Below are 23,820 nucleotides of genomic sequence, written 5' to 3' on the forward strand. Positions count from 1 at the left end.
ACGTTCTATATGATCATGTCGGCGACACCTATCGCATGTCTTCCAGCGATCGGACGGTATCGGACATGATCCACGCTGTCTCGCTGTCCTGTTCTTCGATACAGATCGCATAAAACGAGTCACGGCCGTCATCGACGGTGATCCGGTAACCACGACTGATTAGCGCGTGGTCTTCGCCTGCACGGGATTCTGCGGAGGTCACATTCATCTTCAGGGCCACCAGCGGATAACGAACACGATTTCGACGAGTATGCCTATAGTAGCCACTGAAAGTCAATGACATCCGATCGCACGGCGACTGTGCGATCGGTGTGTAAATCGTTTCAGTCGTTACTATAGCTGACCTCCCTCTTGTTCCGATGGCTTCAACAGACTGGTCACCAGCGATGGAGCTTCCACATCGTGGGAACACCAGCGGGGGTACTTCAACCAGTATCTCGATAGTCGGTTCAACTCGAGCCATGACCGAGTTCCCGATCACAGACAACGACGGGCTCGTGCAGAGTACCTGTAAGACAGACGAGATTCTCCGTCTGCTCGCGGATGCCTCCCGACGACGGGTTGTCGTATCGCTAGAGAACGTTGAGAAAAACCGGATTCACCGCGAGCAGTTAGCACAGCGGCTGGCGCTGCCACACGAGGACGAAACCATCAGTGGTTGGGAACGAGCCCTTCACTACATCCACTTACCACTGCTTGCGGACACAGGATTGATCGAGTACGACAGACAGGAGGGGACGATACGACACTATCACTGTGAGAGGCTCAGCGATGTCCTCGCCGCGGTCGATCCGGAGTAGCTCGCTGTGATACGGACGACAGTCCGTCAGTACCGGTGGGGCCGCGATCCGCCCTGCGGTCCCACCGAAACATCGGGACAGCAGACCGTCTGAGGAGGCGACACAGAACAACGCTCGAGTCCACTATCAGACCGTCAAGACGGGAGTCGACGAGCGTCGGACGACGCGTGCCGTCGTGCTGCCGAGCAATCGACCGGTTCCGACGGTTCGGCCACGCGTTCCCATCGCAACGAGGTCGGCATCGACCGCCGACGCCGCCTCGAGGAGTTCCGCTGTTGGCTCGCCGCGACGGACAGCGGTCGTCACAGAGAGATCCCGATCGCGTGCCATGGTCGCGATCGTTTCCGTCGCCTTTCGGCCGCCTTCTTTGAGAGAGCCAATGATGCTCCGTGGTGTATCCTCGAGATCGTACGGCATCGGATCGACCACGTAGACGACGTGTACGTCGGCGTCGTACTTCTCGGCGACGTCGAGTGCCGTTTCCGCGGCGCGTTCGGCGCCGTCGCTCCCGTCGGTCGGAATCACCACCTGCTCGTACGGTCCCGCCGCTGTTTCGCGATCGTCTCCCAGCCGGACCGAAAGCACCGGCACGTCAGCGAGCGTGAGGACGCGTTCAGTCGTACTCCCGAGCCGAGCCCGGTCGACGCCGGTCCGACCGTGCGTCCCCATCACGATGAGATCGACGTCGTGTTCGTCCGTATACGCGAGAATCTCCTGATGCGGGACTCCCTCGCGTACCTCTCGAGCAGCCGTCACGTCGGCGTCCTCAGCACGGTCCGTAATCCGGATCGTCGCCTCGCGTCCCCGTCGTTCGGATGGCGCATAGAGTTCTTCGCGATCGGATCCGGCGATGCCTACGGGCTCAGCACCGGTATCGACGACGTAGAGTGTGTGCACGGCCGCGCCGTAGGTCCGAGCAAACTCGATTGCATGACCGATCGTCGCTTCGGCACCAGCGCTCCCGTCTGTCGGGACGAGCATCGTGCTGAACATGGCCAGTCGTTCGACCTGAACGGGCATCAAACGCACCCACACGTTTCGCGATCGTGACACGACGGATGGCTGCCAGCAGCCGAGAGATCCGCACTCACCGAATCACGGTGACCGGAACCGGGACGCGACGGACGACGGTTTCGGTGACGCTTCCATAGAGCGGCCGCCGTTCGTCCAGTCGGCCGTGAGAGCCGATGACGACGTGATCGACGTCTTCGACCGTCGCATACTCGACGATGAGTCGCTTCGGATCACCGATATCCGAGTCGGTCACGACCGACCGATCGTACTCGTCGGCGACGTCGGTGACCTCCGTAAAGAGTTGGTCGGTGGCGTTGTCGACGGCACGGTCCCACGCTGCGGTCCCGATCATCGGTTCGTACGTCGAGTCGCGGTCCTCGAGCGTCCCGTAGTCGGGCCTGAACAAGTCGACGACGTGGTACGCGACGATCTCTGCGTCCGGGAACTCCCGAAACGCATGCCGGAGTGCATCGAACGATAACGGCGAGCCATCGACGGGAACGAGCACTGTCCGCGACATACACACTGCTTTCCCACGGAGTGACATAACCTCCTGGGGCACGTACACGCTCGAGATGACCTCGATCGAGCTACCCGATCCCGAAAGCGACGGATCGACGAGCGTCGAACAGGCGATCGCGATCAGGGAAAGTCGCCGGTCGTTCGCCCGGACGCCGATCGACATCGACGACGTGGCACAGCTCCTGTGGGCGGCACAGGGACGAACACACGTCCGAGACGGCGTCGAGCTACGCGCCGCACCGAGCGCCGGCACGACGTATCCACTCACGATCTTTCTCGAAGTCGCGCCGAACGGAAGCGAGGAACTGGAGCCGGGCGTGTACCGATACGAGCAGCAGCGACACGCACTCGAGCGCGACCTCGAGACAGCCGTCCACGACGACCTCACTGCCGCATCACTCGACCAAGCGGTCATCGCGGATGCACCGATGACGATCGTGGTGACGGCAGACTACGACCGAACGCAACGGCAGTATCCGGACCACGGTGAGCGGTACGTCCACATGGAGGCCGGACACGTCGCAGAAAACGTCCACCTCGTCTGTGAGGCGCGTGGGTTGAATACCTGCCCCGTCGGCGCGTTCACCGACACTGCCGTCGCAACGGCGCTGTCGCTGCCGGCACGGCTCGAGGCGCTGTATCTGTTGCCAGTCGGCCACCGACCGGCGCAATGAGCATAATCGTCAAAGAAACTGACGGCGTGACGCAGACGATGGGCCTGCTAGTCGGCAACATCGCGGTGTCGTCACGTGGCCCGGGAGAGATCGTTTACTCCTCGAGCAGCCACCCGAACCGTTTCTCCCAGAACTCCGCGCTCGGGGGCTTCTTGCTCCGTCCGTGTGTCTTCTGGTCGCGGATCTGTCGCTCCAGCACCTCGCGAGCCTCATTGAGCGCGTGACTCGCGCCGTATCCTTCACCAGAGGCGATGTAGAGCCCCCGATCGGTATGCAATCGGATGCGAGCGAGCAAGAGCGGCCGCCCGCGACGAGTCTCGTCGTGCTCGTGAAGGTGGATCTTTGCGTCGAGGACGTTCATCCCGTGGTCTCTGTCGTCGAACTTCTCGACCATTGCGACGATCTCGTCGTAGGTCGCGTCGTCTATCAGATCAGTCCCGTAGATCTGGACGCCCCGATTCCCGCCTGCTTCCCACGTGAGCGAGTCGAGGACATCGGTCTTCGTGACGATCCCATAGGGTTGTCCGTTCGACGTCACCACCAGCGACGAGCCACCGACCTCGGACATCTCTTCGACGGCCGTCTCGAGCGTTTCGGTCGGCGGGATCGTGCGTACCGGCGAGGCCATGACGTCCCGAACCGGGAGATCGAGAATCCGCGTCGGCTCACCCTCTCGAGCGCCGAAGCCGCCGCGCCGTGAGCGACCGGTGCTCGAGGAGATTTCGCCACCGAACGGGTCTGTCCCGCCCGCATCGCCGCCCTTGCTCTGGACCTCTGCTCGGACCGTCAGGTCGGTCACGTCGTAGAGACTGAGGATACCAGTTGCCGAATTCCCCTCAACGACCGGGAGGTGCGTGATCTTGTTTTGCCGGAAGACGTTGAGCGCCTCTCCGAGTGTCGACGCCGGATCGAGCACGACGAGATCGCTCGAATACGCCTCGGCGACGGTCGCGGCGTCAAGATATGGCTTGACCTTCTGGAGAATTGCATCGACGGTGACGACGCCGATCAGCTCCCGTCCCTCGAATACCGGCAGGAGCTGTGAGTCGCTCTCAATCATGAGCTGTGCGACCTTGCGGATGTCCTCGTCGGGTGTGAGTCTGGGGACGTGCCAGACCAGCGACCCGAGCTTTTCGTCGGGTTGGCGATGCGATGTCGCGAGTTGTCGTCTGGTGACGACCCCTTCGAACTCGGTGTCCCGTATCAGGACACCCTTGACGTCGGAATCTTCGAACGTCCCGACGAGCTTCGAGACCGGTGTGTCTGGCGTGAATTCGACGTATTCGTCCGAAACGATGTCAGCGATATCCATGGGTATTGGTGTGTGTCCGCTCGAGTGTTCGATCTGTCGTCCGATGCGGCTGTGCTGCTCGCGGCTGAAGGCGGTTCCTGTCTTCCACGTCCTCGATGAGTCGTCTCGGGATCCCAAATCGAGACGTGGGTCGTCGTATTTTGCTCATGTCTCTGACTCCAGATATTCCATCGCTTCCTCGTCGGACACTTGCGCGAAGTTCTCGTAGAACTGCCCGACGCCCTGGAAGCCACTGGGCGTCTCGAGACAAACGACGTCGTCAGCTTCATCCTGCAATTCGTTAATCGTACTCGGCGGGCCGACCGGCACTGCAAGCACGATGCGCTCGGCGTCCGTGTTCTGAAGGCGCTTGAGACACGCTCTGACAGTCGATCCCGTTGCCACGCCGTCGTCAACGACGACGACGGTCTTATCGGTCAGGTCGGGTTCCGGCCGGTCGCCACGATACCGGTCGGCCTTTTGACGCGCGTTCGCTGCTTCCGTCTCACGCATTTCCTGGAAGTAGTCTTCATTGGCGCTCGTCCCCCGAAACGCTGTTTCGTTCCGCCAGACGCTCCCGTCGCTTGCGACAGCACCGATCGCATACTCCGGGTTCCCCGGGGCACCGATCTTCTTTGCGACGACGATATCGAGGGGAACGTCGAGTGCATCGGCAACTGCACGCCCGAGCGGAAGGCCGCCCCGCGGGATGGCGAGTGCGATATCCGCGTCGAGGTCCCGCTCACGGAGCGCCGTTGCGAGTTGCGCTCCCGCATCAGTTCGGTCGGTAAATCGACGAGCTCCTCCCATCGGGTCATCGAACGAGAGACAGTAGCATATAACATAGGTGTGTCTCGACAAGCCATAACAGGCTCGGCACAGCGCGCTGGCTACTCACCAGCAGTGTCAGCGAGCATCGACACTAGCGTTCTGTATCGATAATGCCGTGCTGTTCGAAGTAGAGGTGGAGTTTCCGAATCGATGTCACGACGACATCACAGTATTGCTCGACGACCGGCTCCGGATTGAATCCGACAGCAGTCCCAGCAGCACGAAGCATCGAGAGATCCGTGGCCCCGTTACCAACCGCGATCGTCTGCTCGAGATCGACGCCATCGGCGACGGCGAGTTCCCCGAGTGGCCCATCCTTCTGGCCATCGAGCACGGGGCCGTCGACATCGCCAGTTACCGCACTGTTTTCTATCACGAGGCGGTTCGCCACGACGTGATCGACCGTCGTGTCGGCCTGCTCGAGTGCTGCCTCGACGGCTCGCTCGAAACTGCCCGTGAGAACGGCCACACGGACATCGGACCGTCGGAGTGCAGTGATCATGTCGGCAACGCCGTCACGAAGGGAACACCGCTCGAACGCGGTTTCGACCCGGCGTTCCGGCATCCCCTCGAGCAACGAGACGCGCTCTTGCAGGCTCGTTTCGAAATCGATCTCGTCACGGACGCCTTGCTCGAGGAGTCCGCGCATTTCCGTTGCCACGTCGTACTCCCTCCCGAGGAGAATACTCGGGTCCGATTGGGAGAGCGTTTCGTCGAAGTCGAAGGCAACGAGCGTCATGGCTCGCCGTTCACCAGCCGTTCCAATAATACCTGGCTGTCAGGATTTCGGGAGTCGCTGCCGGTCCGTTCATAGCCCCCACGGGTAGAGATCTGGCACGTGTGTTCGGTCTGCATGGAGCGAAAACGGATGGAGTGCGCTCGTTTCGCCAAGAGACACGAACGCGTCGTAGCGGTCGGGGAGGACGGTCGGTACGTAATTTCCGGATTCACGATTCGGATGGTAGACGACGCCGATCGCGCGATGGCCTCGGGGCTCTCGAAGTGGCGTCTCGTCGTCGAGTTCGTCAGTGAGCAGGAGCTGATCGGTTTCGCTGGCTTGCTCGAAGACGTGTTCGTAGCTTCCGGGTCGTGCCGGCGGCACTGTCAGCTCTTCCATCGGTGCATCCCACGAATCAGCAGCGATAACGCACCCACGAAACGTTCCCATGCCGATCAATGCCACCTCGGACGCGCCCTCGTGTTGTCGAACGAGTTGTCCGATGTTGAGCCGCCCGCGCTGGTCCATGTCCGTCGCTCGAGCATCGCCGACGTGGGTGTTGTGCGCCCAGACGATCCCTTTCGAACCCATACCGTGATGACGCTGGAGGCGCTCGAGCGTCTCGACCATATGTCGGTCCCGAACGTTCCACGAATCGGTGTTGCCACGAGCCATCTCCCGGTAGTACTGTTCGGCGTTTTTCGCGACGAGTGCGTTCTGTTCGGCGTTGAAGTAGTCGTCCTGTCCGTGATCGTACGTCGGGGCCGCTTCCTGAAGGTTCGTCAGCGTCTCGAGGACCTCGTCTTCGCACGTCTCGGGGACCATCCTGAGCGCCTGCGTATACTCCTGCGCGTCCCCACCGTACGGATCGAAACACCGGTAGGCGTCTCTCGCTTCGGCTGCGGCATCCGGGTCGACATCCTCGAGATAATCGATGACCGCGTCTAGCGACTCAAATAGGCTATAGACATCGAGTCCGTAGAAGCCGACCCGATCGTCCTGCTCGAGCAGTTGGTTGTGTACCTCGAGCCAGTCGAGGAACTCGAGGACTTCCCAGTTCGCCCACATCCAGTTTGGCCACCGATCGAATGTCTCGAGGACTTCGCGACCGGTTTCGGCAGACTCGGGAAGGCCCTTGACGTATCGATTGGCCTCGTAGCAGTTCGTCCAGTCGCCTTCGACGGCGACGAACGAGAAGTCCCGTTCCTGAATGAGTCGGGCGGTCAGTCGCGAACGCCAGCGGTAGAACTCGGACGTTCCATGGGTCGCATCCCCGATCAGCACGTATTTCCTGTCGCCGAATCGCTCGACGAGTTGGTCAAGGTCGGCCGGGCTCGTCAGGTCGTGTCCAACCGACCGAACGTTGGACACAGCAGCCTCGATCTCGGTGGACTCTCGCCATGCTGTTCTGCCGTGAATCTCGTTCATCGTCTTGGCAAGTGGCTTTCGCACACGCGGTGGGTGGTGTCGTCGTTCTGTTCTCCCCTCTCGCGCATCGCAACCGACGGTCGTCGAACAGGAGAGTGTGGGCAGCGTGTCGTAGTGGTCATTCGTACTCGAACCCGTGTAGTTCGTATCGATAGGTTCGCGCCGCTTTTTTGACGACGAGATACTGTGTGCCACCCGCTTGCTCGAGACTGTCGAAGTGGCTCCCGAGATTACCGGGATTCAACGACGGTGCATCGCCGTCAAGGGCGAACCGAAGGACGGCTTTCGGTTGGCGAACGTCGTCGACTTGCTTGGCTTCGACCGCAAGCATGGTCCCGGTGTTCCCGACATCGACCGTCCCGGTAAGTTCCCACGTATGGTCGCCGTACTGTAGCTCCGTTCCGCTGAGTTCCGGCCACTGTGTCTCGTCCATGCCACTAGATACCAGGAAGATCCCAATCGTCTTTTCGGTCATCAGATATTCTAGGTGTTCGTCGTCTTGAATCGCGCCGTCCCGTCGACGCGAGTGACCTGTCACCCGGAAATGTACGCGACTTAATGATCAGCCGCCGAAGAGAGTGACCCCCTACAATTATTCGGCGAGAGGGTGAAAGAGAGTGCGATGCCATCGGCAACCCAGTCGATCGATGCGGTGTTACTGCCAACGGATGGAAGCGATGGCGCGCTCGCGGGCGCAAAGCGCGGTATTGACCTGGCTGCTGCGGTGGGCGCGGAGGTCCACGTCCTCTCGGTCACCGACACGACGGACTTCGATGATCTCTCGTTGGTTCTCGACGCCGACGCGGTAGCAGAGGAACGAGACGCGCTCGAAGCCGACGCCGAGGAAGCCGTCGAAACCGTGGCGACGATCGCTCAGGAACAGGCCCCCGACCTCGAGGTCACGACGGCGATCGAACGAGGTACACCGTTTGAGTGTATCGACGACTACGTCGATGCGGCCGACATCGATCTCATCGCGATGGGAACGAAAGGCCGGACGGGACTCGAGCGGGTCGTCCTCGGGAGTGTGACCGAAAACGTCCTTCGGACGGTCGACATTCCAGTGCTGGTCGTTCCACCGGCGGCGGAGACCGTCTCACTCACTCGGGAGACCGCTGCGCACATTCTCCTTCCAACGGACGGAAGCGAGGGCGCAGCGGCTGCCGTCGACTGGGGGGTCCATCTCGCGGACGTGTTCGACGCGATGGTGCATGCGCTGTACTCGGCCGACACGAGCCGGCTCACGATGGGATCGAGCCCGAATACGATCCTCTCCGAACTCGAGCGCACAGGCGAGACCGCACTCGAGGCGGTTCGTGAACGCGCGAAAGCGACCGGCGTCAGTGTCACGGGAACCGTCGCAAACGGCCCGCCGGCGCGGGTCATTTTGAACTACGCCGACGAGAAGGCGGTCGATATGATCGTGATCGGAACGCACGGTCGCTCCGGACTCGAGCGTCACCTTCTGGGGAGTGTCACGGAAAACGTCGTCCGGAACGCTGACGTCCCTGTGGTTTGTGTCCCGATGCCAAACGAATGACAGCGCGGCCGAGCGCAGCTCGGCTAGATAGACCGGTTGCACTGGTTGAGTTACCCCGTTGGTTTGGGCGAGTTGGCTGCTCACACTCGGCGGTGGCAGCGCAACTGCCAGCCAAACTTCCTCGGATGGTCGTCGGTCAGTTCGGATCGAGCGTCACCGTTCGCTGATTCCGGATGTCGGCGTAGCCGGAAGCAGTAAAGCGAAGACGAGGCACGCCGGGCGTCGTGAGTGTCTGGATGGCGAGTAACGGCCGCTCGACGTCCATACCGAGGTCACGGAGCGCGCGCTCCAGCGTTTCGTATGCGGCGGCTGTTTCTTCGACTGGCATCTCAGCGCACCGCCCAGCGAGTGGCAACGGAACGTCGGCAACGACGCTGCCGTCGGCGACGGCAGCCCACCCACCGCCCATCTCGATGACGCGGTCCAGTGCCCGCTGCATCGCCGCCGCTGTTGATCCGACGACGAGGTGCCCCGGATACTCCCAAAGCATCGACGTGGCGACAGCGCCCCGGAGCGGGCCCAGTCCCGTGACAAATCCCGTAAACGACGCCCCGTCACCGTGCGGTCGCCGCTCGACGAGCGTAGCTTTCAGTAAGCCGGCGTCGGGATCGGCTACGAGTTCGCCGTCACGTTCGACGACTGGCTCGCAGGTTTCTCGAGTGAGCAGGCCGGAAGCGCACTCGACCGCGCGCACAGTGTCACCCGAAACCGCATCACTGGGCACCCGGTATCGGTCGGGCTCACGTGAAACGGTCGCAGTTTCGCGGAACGAATCGGGGTAGTCCGGCTGCATCGGCTCTACCAGCGCGTCACCGCCCTGGACGACAATCTCCCCACTAGTGACGACAGTGTCGACTGAGACCGTCTCGAGTTCGTCGAGGACGAGAATGTCAGCGACGCTACCAGGAGACAGCGAGCCGCGATCGTCCAGGCCGAAGTGGCGGGCCGGGTTCAGCGTCGCCATCCGGAACGCGTCGATCGGATCGATGCCAGCCTCGATGGCCCGTTGGACCACCACGTCCATGTACCCCTCACTGACGAGGTCTCTGGGCCACATGCCGTCTGACGATAGTGAGAGTTCTCGTGTCGGTACCTGTTCGGCCGCCTCGGCGATCGCGTCGATGTCGTCACGAATCGTCCCGTAGCGGCCGACGGTGTGGATACCGCGGGTGACGCGTTCGATTACCTCGTCACCGGTGATCGCCTCGTGGTCGTTGTCGATGAGCGTCGCGAACGCGGAGAGGTTCTCGTCGCGACAGCCGGCGGCGTGCCCGGTGACCGGCTTGCCGACGGCGGCGGCACGGTCGTACAGCGCGGTCGCGGGCGTCTCGCTCCCGACGGCGTGAATCCAGTCGGTTTCACCGACGCCGACGATACGGTGGTGGTCCAGCAATGCACGGAGTTCCTCGCGATCTTCGGGCCGCCCCGGTTGAGGCTCGAACGTGTCGAAGAATAGTTGTGGTGGAACGGTAAACCGGACGTCGATCGGGAGCGTCGCTGTCCTGTCGAGGAGCGTCGTCACGCCACCGGCACCAAGCACGAGGGAGACACCCGGACATTCGGCGATCAGGCCCGTCGTTCCGCCCTCCAGCATGCGGTGAACCGCTCCTTCGAGACTCTGATGTAAATCGACGTGTGTGTGCGCGTCGATGAATCCCGGAAGCACGTGCTGATCGGTCGCATCGATCACTTGCGTCTCCGAGCCCGTGACTGTGGATGCGTCGTCGGTGAGCGTGGCCACGACTCCGTCCGACACGGCGACATCGCGCCGTTGGAACTCGCCACGTTCCGGGAGGAACACGTGGCCACCACGAACGACGAGATCTGCTGTCGCTTCGCCGAGAGCAACTGCCTGGAGGTCGGTCATCGACTTGTGACTGCGAACAGCGCCGTGCTAAGCGTTCTGTTTCCGTCCGTCGATCAGTGGACGCTATCGAGAGGAATCATAGTGTTCCAGCTGGCGTCATCAATAGCGAGGATGTACGGCCTCGATCACATCCTAGCAGGCGATTCACACGTCATACGCGTGGGTTTCGAGCGTCTCCATGTCCACGGAATCCAACACTGCCTCGTTCGTTGCTTCGAGAACGACAGGCGGGACGGTCGTCTCCGGGAGCCGTTCGGTCCGGGTCGCTTCGAGGGCCTCGATCCACCGTCCAAGACAGAGACACCAGCGGTCTCCCGGCTTGAGGCCGGGAAACTGCAACGCCGGGCGCGGTGTTACGAGATCGTTGCCCCGTTCTTTGCTGAACGTCAGAAAGTCCTCGGTCATCACCGCGCAGAGTTCGTGTCTGCCCCGATCGGTAGGATGGGTCCCACAGCAGCCGTCACGCTCGAACCCGGTCGTCGGATCAGTACTACAGGTGGCAAGTTCCCCGCCGAGGACGTTCCGTTCGGACATATTGGGAGATCGTATTGCGGGAACAAAAACACCGTCGAGGCTCTAGTACTCGTCCTCGGGGATTGTCATCGACCCGTGACCTGCTGAATTACAGCGGAAGCAAGACGAAAGTCACCCGTTTAGCCGTGGGAGGATGTCAGCGGGTCGCTGCCCACGAACGGACAGCCTCCACCAGGTCCCGGTCCTGCCCGACGATGTCACGGCGATAGTGCATGTACACCGCGCCGAGTGTCGGCTGGATGAGGTAGGCGAGCGCGATCGGTAAGACCGCTTCTGCCGGCGGGAACCCGGGTGCGGCTGCAATGGCCAGCGCGACCGAGAGGCTGCGCATACTGGTCGCGTACACGAGCGCGACCGATTGGGTGTCCTCGAGCAGCGTGCGACCGATGGCGGCTCCGGTAGCGAGGATCAGCGCGTAGAAGGCCACCAGCGGCACGATCACGAGCGCCGAGGCGACCGGCGCTGCGAGGATACTCCCCGATTGCATCGTCATGGCGATGAACACGATCACCATCACGCCGACGGAACTGACCCCGCCGAGCTTCGGCTTAAGACGCTTGAATCCCGCGGCGTCGTATCGGTGTAACAGCCACCGTCGGGTCAGGTTGCCGGCGACCATCGGGATGACGACGACGGTCGCCAGCTGGCGGTACAGCGCGGCCGGATCGAATCCGACCGCGTCCCCGACGAGCACCGACAGGTATGGCGGCAAGACGAACACTGCGACGACCAGGTTCACGGCGATCGCGACGAGGGCGTTCTCGAGGTCGCCTCCCGCCAGTCCGGTCCAGGCTGCCGTCATCCCAGACGTCGGGATCAGGGCGATCAGGTACAGCCCGACCGCGTAGTAGGGGTTCCCCGCGAAGAACAGCTGGGCGAGGCCAACGGCGACCGCCGGCGCGATCACGAAGTTCACCACGAGCCCCAGCACGATCGCTCGGAGGTGGTTTCGGATCTGGAAGATCTCCCGCACGTCGAGGTTGATCATCATCGGGTAGATCATCACCAACAGGGCCGGCAAGACCGCCTGCTTGAGAAGCGACCGCGTCACCGGACCCACGACCTGTCCGGCGGCCAGTCCCGCGAACAGCGACCCCACCACGACGTAGATGAGGTTTTGCTTGACCGTCTCGAGTGCGTCCCCGATCATCGTCCACCCTCCGTGCCGCGTCGGCCGTATTCGATGGTCGTTGCGACCCACACACGTCGCATCGAATCCTGCTCCATGATGTTGTGCAGTATTGTATTGATCATACAAAACACTTCTGTCTGCGAGAGTGAACGTCTCGCCGGTCGCCGTCCAAACCAATTACCGATGTGATAGGAGGGCAGTATAATAGCTGTCCAGTTGCAGGTCAACTCGTATGTCGGTTCCGACGTAGCACAACGTAGACATGGCGACCGTTGAGACAGTCTTGTCCTCGATTTTTAGTACGATTCCTGAACTTCACTCCGGCCAACTCGGCCTCCTCGCGGGACTCCTCGTCGGCGTTCTCTACTGGCACGAGTACCACCGCTCGTCACTTGGTCTCCTCACCGGTTGCTATCTGCTGGCACTCGGTGTCGTCCCCGCCTCCACCAAAGGACTCGCCGTGGTGCAATCCAAGCCGTGGTATTTTTGCTCGTTTCTGATTCTCACTGCACTCGGTGCAATCGGTGGACGTACTGCTTGGCGTCTGGTATCGCGATCGATCCGGGCTCGATCCCCGACGATCAGACACCGAGCAGCCGATCGTGAGACGAGGGGCAGCTCAAATCAGAACCGCACGTGACGGTCGCGCGGAGGGACGACGAACTGAAAAACGGGCGGCGATTTAACGCTATGAGGTTTCTGGTAGCCGTTGACGGCTCCGGCGAGGCCGAAAACGCTCTCGATTACGCCCTCGAGATCGCAGACGCAGTCGACGGCTCGATAACGGTGGTCCATGCGGTCGATCCCACCGTCTACGACGAAGGTGGCAGCGAACCGATTTCGACGCTCTCGGACGCCGAACGACTGGTCCTCGAGAGCATCGAAGACACCGAACAACGCGGCGTCACCATCCTCGAGGAGATGGTCGAGGTCGCCGCGGAACGCGACGTTGACGTCGAAAAAGGACCCCTCTACGGCGATCCGAGCACGGAAATTCCCGACTACGCTGAGACGGAAGGGGTCGACACGATCTATCTCGGCCACCGCGGCCGCTCAGAGCGGATGGAACGGCTGCTCGGCAGCGTGGCAAACGTGATCGTCGAACAGGTGACCGTTCCGGTCACCGTCGTCCGCTGATACGGGCTGATATAAGTAATTGCCGGTACAACCGCAGAACGGGTCGCGGTTGCACCGGTAAACTGTTACAGCAGCCCGTATGACGGTAGCCCATTCCAGCGTGTCATCGGCGGCTCGCGATCCATCGTTGCACATGGCAGTGCAGTCGGACGGATCGAACGAACCGACAGCGAGCCGAGCCGCAGGAATTTATCCATCCATGGAGAAGGAGCTGTATGTCCGACGCCAACGGTGGCTGGGCCGCGCTCTTTTCGGGAGGCAAGGAGTCCTCGTGGGCACTCTATCAGGCCCTCGAGTCCGGCCGTGACGTCCGCACGCTGGTCGTCGTCCAGCCGCCGGAGACGTCGTCCATGTACCACGCGCCCGCGCAGTCGGTGATCAGACTGGCCGCACGCAGCATCGGCCTTCCCATCCTCGACGTTGGGCTCCCAGTCACCGACATGGAGCCACCCGACCTGCGAACGGGTGTGTCAGAAGGGCAAGCGGGCGAGCTAGAAGCACTCGAGCCCGCTCTCGAGCGGCTGGACACCGAATTCGACGGCGGTTTATGCGGCCTCGTCGCCGGGACCGTCACGAGCGACTATCAGGCTGATCGACTGCGGTCGATGTGTGACCGTCTCGGTTGTGCGTTCTTCGCGCCGCTGTGGCAGGCGGATCCACGTGAACTCGCGGAGACGATGATCGACGGCGGACTGACGATACGCATTGTCGAGGTGGCAGGGCCGGGCTTCGAGGAGTCGTGGCTCGGCCGCCAGCTCGATCACGATGCGCTGGCGGAACTGGAAGCGCTCCACCGCGAATACGGTGTCCATCTGCTGGGCGAAGGCGGCGAGTTCCAGACGATCGTCACCGACGGTCCACACATGTCTCGTCCCATCGCGTTCGAGTTCGAGCGGGAGTGGTACGGCACGTGGGGACGGATTCGAGTCACCGACGCCAAGCTCAAGGCACCTCCGTCAGTAGACGAGCATCGATGATCGATCTACGCCGTCCGTTTACAGCTACCACTGGGGGTCGCACCTGTGCTGGTCGCAGCGTGTGCCGCTCGAGCCCCGTCATACTCCTGGACAACAGTCAGTGACTACGCGATCGCGTCTCGACGGCCGTCGCCGTCGGCGACAGCGTCGTGGGTGCGATCGAGGGATGAACCGTCTTGTCCGGCAGTATCAGTCACCCCTGGTTTATTCATCTCGGCGTCGTCGGGATCACTGTCACGCATCGTCGCCGGATGCTGTGATCCCATCATAGACCATGTCAACGACCATTCTCGTTCCGATCGATCGCTCGACACAGTCGACCGCAGGGCTCGTCTATACGCTCGTCTCGTTTCCCGATGCTACCATCACCGCGATACACGTTACCGACACCAACCACGACGCGTACGCAACGGTCGGCTCCCCCGAATCGAGCGAAGAGCGGATTGCGCAGGCTGGCGACCGACTCCTCAAGCAGGCAACCGAGATCGCATCGGAGTATGGCCGCGAACTCGAGACGGTACTCGAGACAGGTGTCCCACATCGCACGATCGTCGAGTACACCGTCGAACACGACATCGACCACGTCGTCATGGGAAGCCACGGCGAATCACCGATCGTTCACCCGTTTCTCGGCCACGTTAGTGAAGCAGTCGTCCGGCGAGCCCCCGTCTCGACGACGATCGTTCCAGAGGCTCAGTCGGAACTCCTCGAGCGAGAACTCCCCGGTCGCATTCTGGTTCCCGTCGACGGTTCCGATCAGTCACTCGCCGCGCTCGAGTACGCGACCAGCCAGTTTCCGGAGGGGCGGATCACGATTTTCCACGCCGTGGCGCTGCCGTTCGAATACGATGTCGATGCTATCGACGGAACGTACGCAGCGCAGATCGTCGACGACCTCACTGAGCAAGGAGACTCGATCATCGAAGCAGCCGACGAGACGATTGAAGACGACGATCTCGCCGTCGAGACGGATCTAACATACGGAGAGCCGTCTCGGTCGATCGTCGACTACGCGGCGGACAACGGATTCGACCAGATCATCATGGGGAGTCACGGTCGGTCCCTGCCCGCACGACTCATCACTGGCAGCGTCGCTGAGACCGTGTCACGTCGATCGACGATACCCGTGACGCTGATACGGGGGCGACCGAGCGAATCGGCATAGTTCCCGGACACGTCTCGAATCCACTGCCTGATACGGCGTCCTGTCACTGGGACCCGGTGGGACCGCAGGACGGTCGCGGCCAGCCGGCATTGACTGACAGCAGCCCGTCTGATACCGCGCGCCGATCACTCTGTCAGACACTCCTCGAGTTCGTCGTGGAGGGTCTGCGCTTGATCTTCTGTCAGGTCGATGATCGCGTGGCGTCTGTATTCAGACGGCTTCGATTCTGGATGTGGTCGGAAGTACCCGTCTATCTCGATGACTCGCCGTCCGTCGCGCTCGCGCAGCCGGAGATCGATCTCGTCGTACTCCATACGCTCGAGCTACGACGCCAAACGTCAAAACTCTTGGAGGGAGCGGCGGGAGCGATACCACAGTAACGAAGTTTACATGTTCAGTCCGATCCTGCGTTTCATCTGCCGACGACATCGAGTGAACGCGAACGCGTACCCATCGTCTGCCCCCGAGTAATCGATGAGAGACGGAGAGTGAACCGCCACGGGCGCGGTGGCCCGTGGCTTCCCGTGGATTACTCGGACACACCCGCGACACCATCGGCGTGGTGACCTCTGGCGGTGTCGTGGGTCACGGTCGGCTGGGTCACACAGCCCGATGCCTGCCGTCGCAGCTTCCGCACGTTGGGAAGCGTCTTGAGAGCAGGCACATTCCTATCCAGTGTCGCCAATCCCTTCTTGGCGATGTTGATAGCCGCGTTCCGGTCAGCGTGGTCTTGCCGCCCACAATCCACGCACTTGAATCGCTTCTTGTTCCGGTTTGCACGAGTTGTCTGCTCACACTCGGTGAGTGAACACGCCTGACTCGTGTATTCCGGGTTGATTTTGTCGGACGGAACCCCTTGGAACGCGGCTTTGTACGTGATGAACTCTCGAAGTTTGCGGAACGGAAGTGAGTGAAGGCGACGGTTCATCCGGGTGCCATAGTCAATCGAGTTCCGCATCTCTTTGAGGTCTTCAAAGACGATGACGGGCTTCTCGAACTGAGACACCCACTCCACGACTTGTCGAGAGACTTTGTGGAGTTGGTCGTGGACGAACCGTTCCTCTTGTTGCTCGAACGCCCGGTCGAACGACGACTTCCCGTTGTTTTGCATCCGCTTTCGCATCGTGAAATATCGATGGCGTTCCTCCTTGATTTCAGGGAAGTCGATGACCACCGAATCAACGATGTCGTCCTCGTGGAGGGCAGCGAGCGCAACGCAGTCCTCGTTAATATCCACACCCACCACCATTCGTAAATCCTCTTTGTCTTGGATATCGGCCTCCGTGTGGGTGATATTGATGTGGAGTTCGTACTTCTCGTTCCGCCTCATTGCTTCTGCCGTTCCGACACGCCACGCATCGGATTGGATGGCGTGGCGGAGTTGTTCGAGGGCGTCGGGTGAACCGCAAAGAGTGCCTTTCACCGGGTTGTACGGCTTCGCGCTGATACGGTAACGGATACAGTCGTCTTCGAGGAACAGGTTGTACCCTTCCTCGTAGTTTGACCGGAGCGGGTACGCGCTGTCTGTGGTGTGGCTGGGTTGGTTGTAGTCGTCGTACTCGTAATAGTTTTCCATCGCTTCAAGCGACTTCTGTACGACGAGTTGGGTGGTGTTGTTCACAAGGTCGGCGTCAGACTCCAAGTCTTTCCGAATCTTATCCCAGCGATCACCGTTCTTTGCCCGGCGGATGGTTTCGTTGTACACGCGGCGGGCTTCGAGGAAGGCGTCGTCCAGAAGTTGCTGACCGGACTCGTCTGGTTGGAGTTGAAAAACGAGTGTTTTGGTCAGCGACTTCTGCATATTCTAATCGTGGTACTGCGGTCTTGTAAAGGTATGGAAGGAGGATGATAGGTTGGCCGAGTGTCGGGCTTCACCCCCGCGCCCGGTGGCGCGGGGCACTCGCCCTCGTTTCTTTAGTATAGACGACAGTAACGGGCCATCCCGAATCGCGAGCTGGCCAACGGAGACAGCGCGATTACTCGACCTCTATCGTGTGTCCACCGACATCGCTCGGTTGCTGCTTCGGGAGTGTCAGGCTCAAGACACCGTTCTCATACGTTGCGGTTACGTTTTCTTCGTTGACCGGTTCCGGTAATCGAATGGAGCGACTGACCGACCGGTGTGCTCGTTCGCGCTTGAGGTACAGTTCCTCGTTTGCTTCGGTCTCTTCTTCGCGCTCCGCTGTGATAGTCAGCGTGTTCTCCGAGAGTCGAGCGTCGATCTCGTCACGATCGAAGCCCGGAACGTTCGCCGTAAGTTCGAACTCGTCCCCGTGATCGATCAAATCGATTCCAATCGACGTCATCTCCGATTCCGAGAGCCCGAACCGCTCGAGGTCCCACATCCGCGAGATGTTTTCGAACTGCCGTTGGAGCCGCTCTAGTTGCGTGTCGAATCGGTCGGTGGAATCACGTTCCTCAGTCATAGCGCTTCTCACGGGCATACAAGCTGCCCAGTGGACGGGCCACTGGAGATGAGTTAAAACTTGGCCGTCGGAAGAATCGGTCGGAAGATAGTCAGGTAGTGCTGTAATTTACTACGCTATGATTGTAATTCCATTCTGATCGTCATCGACAGTCGCCACTGACCGCCAGTGCACACCTGCTCGCCCGACTGCTGTGGGATGGATGTGCCACTCAGCCCAGTTATGACGATCGCTCGTCTCTCGAGAGCGGCTGTAGTGTCCAATCGCGTGTCTTTCAGACTTCGTGACCAACGGAGTGACTATGTATCTCGTCGGTGTAGGGGCCGCTCGAACCGGGGTCGAGTCCCACGGTCCACCGATGATACGGACTGCTGTCAGTCAGTTCCGGTGGGACCGCAACCTGCACTGCGGGCCCACCGGGACATCGGGACAGCAGCCCGTATGAGTGTCCGTCGTGGATCGACTCCGGCTCGAACCGGTGATCACCATGGAATACGTCTATGCAGCCCTCATCTTACACGAAGCCGATCAGGAAATCACAGAAGAGAGCGTTACCGACGTTCTCGAGGCCGCGGGTGTCGATAGCGAAGAATCCCGCGTGAAGGCACTCGTCGCCGCACTCGAAGACGTCGATATCGAGGACGCAATTGCAGAGGGGGCAATCGGTGCGCCAGCACCTGCTGCACCCGCTGCAGAGGCGGACGAAGCGGAAGAGGAAGCAGAAGCCCCAGAGGAGGAAGCGGAAGAACCAGAAGAGGAAGAGGAAGAAGACGTGTCGGGCGAGGGGCTCGGAGAACTGTTCGGATAACCATCCTCTTTTGTTACTGCCTGTATGTGATACTGCCGGACAGAACGACGTGACGATCGGTCGCGCTGCTGCGGCCGTCACCGGTGGAGACGGCCGCGAATCCGCGACTGACTTCGTATTGACTGCTGTCCGACAGTATGAGGTGCTGTTCTCGAGCGTGGAGGGGGGAGTGGACGCGTCGAACGATGCGAACTCCGTCGAGACGATGGTCGACATGCACAAGCTGGTTGGAAACGCGATGCGCGCCGGCGACTTCTGGGAGTACCATCCGACAGGCGTCAGGCTAGGAAAGAAACACGCCTGATACGGACGACTGTACGTCAGTACCGGTTGGATCGCAGGGCGGGTGGCGGTTCCACCGGGATATCGGTACAACAGACCGTATGACTGTCTCGAGCGCTGACTCGCGAACACATTTGACGATGCCGGTGGTACGTCGTGTGCCACGGTGTCGAACAGCCGTGGGTCTCCTGGAGGAGAAACTCATGACAGCAATCGCCAGACTCGAGATCATTCCGATTCGAGAAGAACACATGTCGGATCAGATCGCCGCCGCAGTCGATGCGCTCGATCAGTTCGACATCTCGTACGAACTCACACCGATGGATACGATCATCGAAGCCGACGACGTGAGCGAGATCTTCGACGCTGCAGCGGCCGCACACGAAGCGATCGACGAGGACCGAACCATCACTTCGTTGGAAATCGATCATCAACCCGATCGCGAGCAGCATACGGCAGACAGAGTGGCAACGGTTGAACGCGAACTCGGCCGAACGCCACAAGGGTAGTCGCGGGCGATGGAAACCGACTCGGTGATCGTGATCGTCATCGACCGACCGCGTCTTTTCGACGGTTGTCCGTCCGAGACAGCTGCCAGCGTCGGCAGCGCTCACTCGGCCACTGGTACTGGTCGCGCTCCTAGGAAAAACGGAGCTCCTTTGCGGGATCTTCCGCGACGACCCACCAGTGGACGTCCTCCTTGGGATGGCGGCGCTCGACGTGTTCACGAAGCTGTTCGCCGGTATCGAAGTCGTCGCCACAGAAATTACAGCGATGGTGGTGGTGCTTCGGCGACATACCGTAAGTACGACAGCAGTCCCTATGAATCAGTGGGGGTATAGCAACTGAAACGGTTCACACACCGATCGCACGAGGGCTGTGCGATCGGGTGTACAGTGACGTTCAGTGGCTACTATAGTGGGCCTGGGAATCGTCATCGAAACGAGCGCTCCAAAGCGTATTCACTGCTGGCCGTCCAGAGGAGGACCATGGCATCCCGGATTCTGGTCGCGTTCGATGAATCACCGCAGGCGACCGCCGCATTGCATCACGCACTGTCGACGTACACCGACGCCGAGATTCGCGTCCTCCACGTAAGTGATCCACAGGAGTGGGTGAGTACTGACGGCATGGACGGCTTCTACTCGGAGACGGCCTATAGACAATCACAGGAGTCCGCCGAACGACTCCTCGAGAAAGCGACCGAGATCGCACAGGAATACGACGCGGACCTGACGACTGACACGACGGTCGGAACGGCGGCGTCGTCGATCGTCCGATATGCAGAGGAACACGATATCGATCACATCGTCCTCGGGAGTCACGGCCGGCGTGGGCTGTCACGGTTCTTGGTCGGAAGCGTCGCCGAACAGGTCATCCGTCGGTCGCCGGGGTCCGTGACGATTATCCGTGAGCCACAACCGGACGACGCGGCGTAGCCCCAGTCACGGTCTCGGTTTCCGGACGGTCTCGTGTATGCCGCGTCACGCCGCATGAATACGTGATTCAACAGCGGGAGATGCTGCACTAGCATCACCGAAACGATCCACGGGATGCCAGTATGGGAAAATTCACTGTCGGTAGATCTTCGGTTGGAGGAGCAATACCGTTTCAAGGGTTTAGTTGTGGTACCGTGTGCGTGCCATGAAAGCATTCATCATGGAAGAGATCGGCGAAACCGGGTTCATAGACAAAGACAAGCCGGAGCCGGGTCCAACCGATGCGATCCTCCGGCCAACGAAAGGGCTCGTCTGTACTTCCGACGTGCATACGGTCCACGGCGCGATCGGCGAGCGAGAAGCCCTCACGCTCGGCCACGAAATCGTCGGGGTCGTCGAGGAGATCGGCAGTGACGTCGACTCGTTCGAGTCGGGAGACCGTGTCGCCGTCGGAGCGATCACCCCTGACTGGGGATCCGACGCCGCACAGGACGACCATCCATCACAGTCGAACGGTGCCCTCGGCGGATGGAAGTTCGCGAACGTCAAAGACGGCACGTTCGCCGAGTACGTCCACGTCAACGAAGCCGACGCGAATATGGCCCACATTCCCGACGGTGTCACTGACGAGGAGGCCGCCTACACCACCGACATGATGAGTACAGGGTTTATGGGTGCCGAACACGCCGACATCCCGATCGGCGGAACCGTTGTCGTGTTCGCTCAGGGTCCCGTCGGACTCATGGCCACCAAAGGGGCTGCACTGCAGGGGGCCGGCCAGATCCTCGCGGTCGAATCGGTACCCAAACGCCAAGAGCTCGCCGAGCGCTACGGCGCAACGGCGATCGTTGACTTCGAAGAACACGACCCCGTCGAACGGATTCACGAACTGACCGATGACAGAGGCGTCGACGCTGCCATCGAGGCGCTCGGTTCATCAGCGACGCTCGAGCAGTGTGTCGCGGCGACGAAACCCGGTGGAACCATCTCCAACGTCGGCTATCACGGCGAGGGAGAGTACGTGAACATTCCACGCGAGGCGTGGGGCGTCGGGATGGCTGAAAAAGACATCGTGACCGGCCTCTGTCCCGGCGGTCGACTCCGATTGCGCCGGCTCTTGCGATTGCTCGAGGAAGACGTGGTCGATCCAACGCCGATGACGACCCACGAGTTTGCCTTCGACGAGATCGACGAGGCGTTCCGGCTGATGGAGACCAAAGAAGACGGCATCATCAAACCCCTCATCGACTTCGAGTAAGGCGGGCAAGCGTCTGCTCGGCGTCACGATGGTCGTAGACGGTGTCTCGTGTCGAGGCCGCCACACTCGTCACGAGCCGTCGTCCAGATATCGCATTGCCTCTGCATCCGGTACCTGGCCGAACGTCCGATAGAACTGCCCGACAGCGCTGAACCACGACGGTGTTTCGACGCAGACGACTGCATCGGCCTCGTCGTGAAGGCTCTCGATCGCCTCCGGCAGTCCGACTGGTACTGCAAGCATCACGTACGCAGCACCGGCATTGGTCACCCGTCGGAGACAGGCACGCGTCGTTGCCCCGGTCGCGAGTTGTTCGCCAGCGTCAGTTCGGTCGTCAAACATCGCTGTTACCTTGGCAGTGTGGCTCGAGTCGCTCGAAACGGGTTCGCTCACGGATCGGTCGACTAGGCCGAGACAAGCATACGGGCCATTGAGTGATGGTATACTGCATCATTACTCGGCTCCCATCCAACGTACTCTCCGCAGTTACAAAATACGGAACCCGGTACCAGCCGTTTCGTCGCTCCATGAATGAATATCAGAACATTAATATTAGCAACAACAGAGCGCAACAGTTGTGTAGATAATACTCACGAATCCTGCCGGTTTTTGACCGGAAGTCAACATCATCTCATGAACAGTGAGCTGTGAAAAGATCGATAGAAAGGGACAAGCAACAAATATAGTTCTCAGAAAGGGGAATAGTAGAGGAAGATCGTAGCGCGATCACAATGACTGCGTGATGTTAGAATGAATAGTGAACGGAATAGTATTGTATCTCATACACAATTGCTATTATAGCTGCTATTGGCCGCTTTTTAGTAATTATATCCACACGATGAGTTGCGATCGTTTCGACGACCGAGAGACACCGGTTGGTGGTCAGCGAGTAGTACTCGCACACCCCGCGTGTCCTCGAGTCGGTTCCTAAATTGCGGTGTCCGAAACTTCCATGAGTGTGGTTGTCATAAGTCACAGCATGACGACAGTAAACAGAACTGTTGAAGACGTGATGTCAACGCCGCTTGAGATCGTTTCGAAAGATGCAACGCTCACGGAAGCTGCAACAGTGATGCACGACAAGGAGATCAACGCGCTGGTCGTATCGACGGATCCACCCTCGATCGTCACTAGCACTGATCTCGTCTCTTCAGCCGCTGAGGGCCACGATCCCACCACGCAACAGGTGTCCGATGTAATGACGAAATCGGTCGAGACCGTTCCACCGGGGCTCTATCTCGAGGAAGTTGCTGCGATGATGACCAATTTCGGAATCAACCACCTTCCGGTCGTCGACGGTGACGATTACCTCGGAATGATTTCATCGACGGACATCACGTCCGAACTATCCTGACCACTGCCAGTCCAGTCACGGACGCGGACCTCGTCCAAGAAGCCATCCGACCTGTCGTGCAAGCGACGAACGGGTGCGTCCGAATCGATTTGCTTTCGCTCCGAGTTTGATGCTGTAACAGTGGAGCGCATCACACAGGATTTCCGTCGAGAAGTGATACCAAGCCGAGCCGAGTGGCAGGAACTACTCGTCTCACACCTCTCACGACAGCGTGAATTTCCTAATAAAGCAGCCGAGCGTCAACTCGTCGAATTCGTCCGCCCGTACATCAATCTGGCCGTGCAAGGCTACTGACTGGTCTATTAAGACGGTTCTGATACTGCCGGACAAAACGGTTCATCTCTCGATCGCACCTACGACGCTGTCGCCGACGACGACGACAGCCGTCGAGACGCGATCGAGTATTCACTGACTGTTGTCCGGTAGTATGAGTAACCGAGAATCGAGACGAAGTTGATAGTGGTTCTCCCGAACTCCCCACCTGTCGCGTTACTCCGGCGCGACAAACAGATCCAATCAGCCTCGACCCTACGTTGTCTCATACGGTCTGCTGTCCCGATGTCCCGGTGGGCCCGCAGTGCGGGGTTGCGGTCCCACCGGAACTGACTGACAGTAGTCCGTAT

General features: G+C 60.4%; 30 protein-coding genes. 13 read left to right on the forward strand and 17 right to left on the reverse strand.

What is annotated here, in order from left to right:
- Positions 1–28: 28 nt before the first annotated feature.
- Positions 29–202 carry a hypothetical protein gene (locus tag C476_RS19030; protein WP_193788167.1) on the reverse strand — a complete coding sequence of 58 codons (174 nt, stop codon included), beginning with the start codon at positions 200–202 and terminating at the stop codon, positions 29–31.
- 259 nt (positions 203–461) lie between these two features.
- Between C476_RS19030 and C476_RS15705 the strand changes: the two genes are divergently transcribed.
- Positions 462–800, forward strand: coding sequence for a DUF7344 domain-containing protein (locus C476_RS15705; protein ID WP_008014683.1), 339 nt, complete (start codon positions 462–464; stop codon positions 798–800).
- 126 nt (positions 801–926) lie between these two features.
- On the opposite strand, the gene C476_RS15710 is transcribed toward C476_RS15705, so the two are convergent.
- Positions 927–1,793, reverse strand: coding sequence for a universal stress protein (locus C476_RS15710; RefSeq protein WP_193788169.1), 867 nt, complete (start codon positions 1,791–1,793; stop codon positions 927–929).
- A 94-nt stretch (positions 1,794–1,887) separates the two neighbouring features.
- Positions 1,888–2,334 (reverse strand): universal stress protein, encoded by a 447-nt coding sequence (locus C476_RS15715; RefSeq protein WP_049911985.1) that lies wholly within the window; start codon positions 2,332–2,334, stop codon positions 1,888–1,890.
- A gap of 55 nt (positions 2,335–2,389) precedes the next feature.
- On the opposite strand from C476_RS15715, the gene C476_RS15720 reads away from it, so the two are divergent.
- A complete protein-coding gene (locus tag C476_RS15720; protein WP_008014688.1) occupies positions 2,390–3,010 on the forward strand; it encodes a SagB/ThcOx family dehydrogenase in 621 nt (206 codons plus the stop codon).
- Between the two features lie 94 nt (positions 3,011–3,104).
- On the opposite strand, the gene C476_RS15725 is transcribed toward C476_RS15720, so the two are convergent.
- From C476_RS15725 to C476_RS15745, 5 genes are all read right to left on the reverse strand, one after another.
- A complete protein-coding gene (locus C476_RS15725) occupies positions 3,105–4,322 on the reverse strand; it encodes a CBS domain-containing protein (protein WP_008014691.1) in 1,218 nt (405 codons plus the stop codon).
- A 144-nt stretch (positions 4,323–4,466) separates the two neighbouring features.
- Positions 4,467–5,111 carry a phosphoribosyltransferase gene (locus C476_RS15730; protein ID WP_008014692.1) on the reverse strand — a complete coding sequence of 215 codons (645 nt, stop codon included), beginning with the start codon at positions 5,109–5,111 and terminating at the stop codon, positions 4,467–4,469.
- Between the two features lie 112 nt (positions 5,112–5,223).
- Positions 5,224–5,871 (reverse strand): HAD family hydrolase, encoded by a 648-nt coding sequence (locus C476_RS15735; RefSeq protein WP_008014694.1) that lies wholly within the window; start codon positions 5,869–5,871, stop codon positions 5,224–5,226.
- A 69-nt stretch (positions 5,872–5,940) separates the two neighbouring features.
- On the reverse strand, positions 5,941–7,221 hold the full coding sequence (locus C476_RS15740; protein ID WP_049911986.1) for an erythromycin esterase family protein: 1,281 nt from the start codon (positions 7,219–7,221) through the stop codon (positions 5,941–5,943).
- Positions 7,222–7,396: 175 nt separating this feature from the next.
- Positions 7,397–7,753: a hypothetical protein gene (locus tag C476_RS15745; protein WP_008014698.1), complete on the reverse strand. Its 357-nt coding sequence runs from the start codon at positions 7,751–7,753 to the stop codon at positions 7,397–7,399.
- A gap of 147 nt (positions 7,754–7,900) precedes the next feature.
- Here C476_RS15745 and C476_RS15750 point away from each other — a divergent pair, with 147 nt between their 5' ends.
- Positions 7,901–8,818 carry a universal stress protein gene (locus tag C476_RS15750; protein ID WP_008014700.1) on the forward strand — a complete coding sequence of 306 codons (918 nt, stop codon included), beginning with the start codon at positions 7,901–7,903 and terminating at the stop codon, positions 8,816–8,818.
- Between the two features lie 136 nt (positions 8,819–8,954).
- On the opposite strand, the gene C476_RS15755 is transcribed toward C476_RS15750, so the two are convergent.
- From C476_RS15755 to C476_RS15765, 3 genes are all read right to left on the reverse strand, one after another.
- Positions 8,955–10,685, reverse strand: coding sequence for an adenine deaminase C-terminal domain-containing protein (locus C476_RS15755; protein WP_008014702.1), 1,731 nt, complete (start codon positions 10,683–10,685; stop codon positions 8,955–8,957).
- 144 nt (positions 10,686–10,829) lie between these two features.
- Positions 10,830–11,219: a DUF2237 family protein gene (locus tag C476_RS15760; protein ID WP_008014705.1), complete on the reverse strand. Its 390-nt coding sequence runs from the start codon at positions 11,217–11,219 to the stop codon at positions 10,830–10,832.
- Between the two features lie 136 nt (positions 11,220–11,355).
- Positions 11,356–12,369, reverse strand: a complete 1,014-nt coding sequence (locus C476_RS15765; protein ID WP_008014706.1) for an arsenic resistance protein — start codon at positions 12,367–12,369, stop codon at positions 11,356–11,358.
- A 244-nt stretch (positions 12,370–12,613) separates the two neighbouring features.
- Here C476_RS15765 and C476_RS19470 point away from each other — a divergent pair, with 244 nt between their 5' ends.
- From C476_RS19470 to C476_RS15775, 3 genes are all read left to right on the forward strand, one after another.
- The gene (locus C476_RS19470; RefSeq protein WP_008014709.1) at positions 12,614–12,991 is read left to right on the forward strand and encodes a hypothetical protein; all 378 of its coding nucleotides are present in this window, start codon (positions 12,614–12,616) and stop codon (positions 12,989–12,991) included.
- Between the two features lie 50 nt (positions 12,992–13,041).
- Positions 13,042–13,488: a universal stress protein gene (locus C476_RS15770; RefSeq protein WP_008014711.1), complete on the forward strand. Its 447-nt coding sequence runs from the start codon at positions 13,042–13,044 to the stop codon at positions 13,486–13,488.
- Between the two features lie 215 nt (positions 13,489–13,703).
- Positions 13,704–14,465, forward strand: a complete 762-nt coding sequence (locus C476_RS15775; RefSeq protein WP_008014714.1) for a diphthine--ammonia ligase — start codon at positions 13,704–13,706, stop codon at positions 14,463–14,465.
- Between the two features lie 104 nt (positions 14,466–14,569).
- Here the strand turns inward: C476_RS15775 and C476_RS18755 are convergent, their stop codons facing one another.
- The gene (locus tag C476_RS18755) at positions 14,570–14,734 is read right to left on the reverse strand and encodes a hypothetical protein (RefSeq protein ID WP_160162906.1); all 165 of its coding nucleotides are present in this window, start codon (positions 14,732–14,734) and stop codon (positions 14,570–14,572) included.
- Between the two features lie 5 nt (positions 14,735–14,739).
- Between C476_RS18755 and C476_RS15780 the strand changes: the two genes are divergently transcribed.
- The gene (locus tag C476_RS15780) at positions 14,740–15,630 is read left to right on the forward strand and encodes a universal stress protein (RefSeq protein WP_008014715.1); all 891 of its coding nucleotides are present in this window, start codon (positions 14,740–14,742) and stop codon (positions 15,628–15,630) included.
- A 125-nt stretch (positions 15,631–15,755) separates the two neighbouring features.
- On the opposite strand, the gene C476_RS15785 is transcribed toward C476_RS15780, so the two are convergent.
- The 3 genes from C476_RS15785 to C476_RS15795 form a co-directional block, all read right to left on the reverse strand.
- Complete coding sequence (locus C476_RS15785; protein WP_008014717.1) at positions 15,756–15,944, reverse strand: hypothetical protein; 189 nt, start codon at positions 15,942–15,944, stop codon at positions 15,756–15,758.
- Positions 15,945–16,159: 215 nt separating this feature from the next.
- A complete protein-coding gene (locus C476_RS15790; protein ID WP_008014718.1) occupies positions 16,160–17,431 on the reverse strand; it encodes an RNA-guided endonuclease InsQ/TnpB family protein in 1,272 nt (423 codons plus the stop codon).
- 175 nt (positions 17,432–17,606) lie between these two features.
- Positions 17,607–18,056: an Hsp20/alpha crystallin family protein gene (locus C476_RS15795; protein WP_008014720.1), complete on the reverse strand. Its 450-nt coding sequence runs from the start codon at positions 18,054–18,056 to the stop codon at positions 17,607–17,609.
- A 487-nt stretch (positions 18,057–18,543) separates the two neighbouring features.
- Here C476_RS15795 and rpl12p point away from each other — a divergent pair, with 487 nt between their 5' ends.
- The 3 genes from rpl12p (at position 18,544) to C476_RS15810 (ending at position 19,655) form a co-directional block, all read left to right on the forward strand.
- Positions 18,544–18,864 (forward strand): 50S ribosomal protein P1, encoded by a 321-nt coding sequence (gene rpl12p / locus C476_RS15800; protein WP_049911988.1) that lies wholly within the window; start codon positions 18,544–18,546, stop codon positions 18,862–18,864.
- Between the two features lie 49 nt (positions 18,865–18,913).
- Positions 18,914–19,168 carry a DUF5785 family protein gene (locus C476_RS19835; protein WP_008014723.1) on the forward strand — a complete coding sequence of 85 codons (255 nt, stop codon included), beginning with the start codon at positions 18,914–18,916 and terminating at the stop codon, positions 19,166–19,168.
- Positions 19,169–19,349: 181 nt separating this feature from the next.
- Positions 19,350–19,655, forward strand: coding sequence for a thiamine-binding protein (locus C476_RS15810; RefSeq protein ID WP_049911989.1), 306 nt, complete (start codon positions 19,350–19,352; stop codon positions 19,653–19,655).
- Between the two features lie 130 nt (positions 19,656–19,785).
- Here C476_RS15810 and C476_RS19035 read toward each other — a convergent pair whose 3' ends face one another.
- Positions 19,786–19,944: a hypothetical protein gene (locus C476_RS19035; RefSeq protein ID WP_008014727.1), complete on the reverse strand. Its 159-nt coding sequence runs from the start codon at positions 19,942–19,944 to the stop codon at positions 19,786–19,788.
- Between the two features lie 191 nt (positions 19,945–20,135).
- Between C476_RS19035 and C476_RS15815 the strand changes: the two genes are divergently transcribed.
- Both C476_RS15815 and C476_RS15820 read left to right on the forward strand, forming a co-directional pair.
- Complete coding sequence (locus C476_RS15815; RefSeq protein ID WP_008014729.1) at positions 20,136–20,585, forward strand: universal stress protein; 450 nt, start codon at positions 20,136–20,138, stop codon at positions 20,583–20,585.
- A gap of 205 nt (positions 20,586–20,790) precedes the next feature.
- Positions 20,791–21,843, forward strand: coding sequence for an NAD(P)-dependent alcohol dehydrogenase (locus tag C476_RS15820; RefSeq protein WP_008014730.1), 1,053 nt, complete (start codon positions 20,791–20,793; stop codon positions 21,841–21,843).
- Between the two features lie 69 nt (positions 21,844–21,912).
- On the opposite strand, the gene C476_RS15825 is transcribed toward C476_RS15820, so the two are convergent.
- Positions 21,913–22,236 carry a hypothetical protein gene (locus tag C476_RS15825; protein WP_008014732.1) on the reverse strand — a complete coding sequence of 108 codons (324 nt, stop codon included), beginning with the start codon at positions 22,234–22,236 and terminating at the stop codon, positions 21,913–21,915.
- A 619-nt stretch (positions 22,237–22,855) separates the two neighbouring features.
- On the opposite strand from C476_RS15825, the gene C476_RS15830 reads away from it, so the two are divergent.
- A complete protein-coding gene (locus tag C476_RS15830) occupies positions 22,856–23,197 on the forward strand; it encodes a CBS domain-containing protein (protein WP_008014734.1) in 342 nt (113 codons plus the stop codon).
- The last annotated feature ends 623 nt before the right edge of the window (positions 23,198–23,820 follow it).

Source organism: Natrinema limicola JCM 13563, assembly GCF_000337475.1.
Classification (GTDB): Archaea; Halobacteriota; Halobacteria; order Halobacteriales; family Natrialbaceae; genus Natrinema; species Natrinema limicola.

Coding starts and splice junctions, on each gene's coding strand:
- C476_RS15715 (WP_049911985.1), bottom strand. CDS start 2,334: ATGTCGCGGACAGTGCTCGTTCCCGTCGATGGCTCGCCGTTATCGTTC.
- C476_RS15770 (WP_008014711.1), top strand. CDS start 13,042: ATGAGGTTTCTGGTAGCCGTTGACGGCTCCGGCGAGGCCGAAAACGCT.
- C476_RS15755 (WP_008014702.1), bottom strand. CDS start 10,685: ATGACCGACCTCCAGGCAGTTGCTCTCGGCGAAGCGACAGCAGATCTC.
- C476_RS15780 (WP_008014715.1), top strand. CDS start 14,740: ATGTCAACGACCATTCTCGTTCCGATCGATCGCTCGACACAGTCGACC.
- C476_RS15790 (WP_008014718.1), bottom strand. CDS start 17,431: ATGCAGAAGTCGCTGACCAAAACACTCGTTTTTCAACTCCAACCAGAC.
- C476_RS15820 (WP_008014730.1), top strand. CDS start 20,791: ATGAAAGCATTCATCATGGAAGAGATCGGCGAAACCGGGTTCATAGAC.
- C476_RS19470 (WP_008014709.1), top strand. CDS start 12,614: ATGGCGACCGTTGAGACAGTCTTGTCCTCGATTTTTAGTACGATTCCT.
- C476_RS15750 (WP_008014700.1), top strand. CDS start 7,901: ATGCCATCGGCAACCCAGTCGATCGATGCGGTGTTACTGCCAACGGAT.
- C476_RS15760 (WP_008014705.1), bottom strand. CDS start 11,219: ATGTCCGAACGGAACGTCCTCGGCGGGGAACTTGCCACCTGTAGTACT.
- C476_RS15710 (WP_193788169.1), bottom strand. CDS start 1,793: ATGTTCAGCACGATGCTCGTCCCGACAGACGGGAGCGCTGGTGCCGAA.
- C476_RS15785 (WP_008014717.1), bottom strand. CDS start 15,944: ATGGAGTACGACGAGATCGATCTCCGGCTGCGCGAGCGCGACGGACGG.
- C476_RS15795 (WP_008014720.1), bottom strand. CDS start 18,056: ATGACTGAGGAACGTGATTCCACCGACCGATTCGACACGCAACTAGAG.
- C476_RS15810 (WP_049911989.1), top strand. CDS start 19,350: ATGACAGCAATCGCCAGACTCGAGATCATTCCGATTCGAGAAGAACAC.
- C476_RS15765 (WP_008014706.1), bottom strand. CDS start 12,369: ATGATCGGGGACGCACTCGAGACGGTCAAGCAAAACCTCATCTACGTC.
- C476_RS15745 (WP_008014698.1), bottom strand. CDS start 7,753: ATGACCGAAAAGACGATTGGGATCTTCCTGGTATCTAGTGGCATGGAC.
- C476_RS15705 (WP_008014683.1), top strand. CDS start 462: ATGACCGAGTTCCCGATCACAGACAACGACGGGCTCGTGCAGAGTACC.
- rpl12p (WP_049911988.1), top strand. CDS start 18,544: ATGGAATACGTCTATGCAGCCCTCATCTTACACGAAGCCGATCAGGAA.
- C476_RS19035 (WP_008014727.1), bottom strand. CDS start 19,944: ATGTCGCCGAAGCACCACCACCATCGCTGTAATTTCTGTGGCGACGAC.
- C476_RS18755 (WP_160162906.1), bottom strand. CDS start 14,734: ATGATGGGATCACAGCATCCGGCGACGATGCGTGACAGTGATCCCGAC.
- C476_RS15735 (WP_008014694.1), bottom strand. CDS start 5,871: ATGACGCTCGTTGCCTTCGACTTCGACGAAACGCTCTCCCAATCGGAC.
- C476_RS15775 (WP_008014714.1), top strand. CDS start 13,704: ATGTCCGACGCCAACGGTGGCTGGGCCGCGCTCTTTTCGGGAGGCAAG.
- C476_RS15815 (WP_008014729.1), top strand. CDS start 20,136: ATGGCATCCCGGATTCTGGTCGCGTTCGATGAATCACCGCAGGCGACC.
- C476_RS15830 (WP_008014734.1), top strand. CDS start 22,856: ATGTCAACGCCGCTTGAGATCGTTTCGAAAGATGCAACGCTCACGGAA.
- C476_RS15725 (WP_008014691.1), bottom strand. CDS start 4,322: ATGGATATCGCTGACATCGTTTCGGACGAATACGTCGAATTCACGCCA.
- C476_RS15730 (WP_008014692.1), bottom strand. CDS start 5,111: ATGGGAGGAGCTCGTCGATTTACCGACCGAACTGATGCGGGAGCGCAA.
- C476_RS15720 (WP_008014688.1), top strand. CDS start 2,390: ATGACCTCGATCGAGCTACCCGATCCCGAAAGCGACGGATCGACGAGC.